This is a genomic window from Paraclostridium dentum (genome assembly GCF_012922555.1).
GTDB classification, from domain to species: domain Bacteria; phylum Bacillota; class Clostridia; order Peptostreptococcales; family Peptostreptococcaceae; genus Paraclostridium; species Paraclostridium dentum.
The window spans coordinates 1-541 of record NZ_WIPK01000096.1 but is presented as its reverse complement, the minus strand read 5'-3'; the positions used below and the strand labels follow the sequence as shown (position 1 = coordinate 541).

Annotated in this window: 1 protein-coding gene; it reads right to left on the bottom strand. The window is 60.6% G+C overall.

Annotated elements, in window-relative coordinates:
* Positions 1 to 541: chlorophyll a/b-binding protein (locus tag GFJ41_RS21035; RefSeq protein ID WP_170076003.1), on the bottom strand; the 541-nt coding region annotated here is incomplete at both ends.

The following is a 541-nucleotide window of genomic DNA, read 5'->3' as shown; positions in this document are numbered from 1 at the left end:
CCGCCAAGCCCAACGGGTCGAAGTATGACCCGCCGGGGTACAGCCTCTTTTCCGGGTCGAGCTCCGCGTTCCTCTGGAACTCAATGTACCCGATTACCAGAACTTCGATCCAGATCAACGTGGAGATGGTGAAGGGGAGCGGTTGCCCTAGGTACGACGATCCCTCAACCAGCTCTACCTTTCCGGCGTCTTGCCAGGTGACGCCGGTGAGCCACTCGACGGTGAGAGCGCCGAGGGTGGCGAGCATGGCCCACCTGCCGTGGATGAGCTCGCATTCTCTGAATCTCTGAAGGCCGAAAACCTCGCTGTACGGCTGGAAGGGAGTGGATTTCACGTCGGCGAGTTCAGTTCTGGTTCCGATGATGTCTCCGGCCAAGTTCTTAGCCAGATTCTGGTCGAGCGAGTCCAGATCGAACTGCAAGTACTCGGCGGGCTTCCCGAGGCCGAACGGGTCGAAGCCGTAGTCCCCGACGAGGGACCCATCGAGATATTCCGGCGCCTTGGCCCCGGGGAACCATAGGGGGCGGTCGGAAATGAAGCT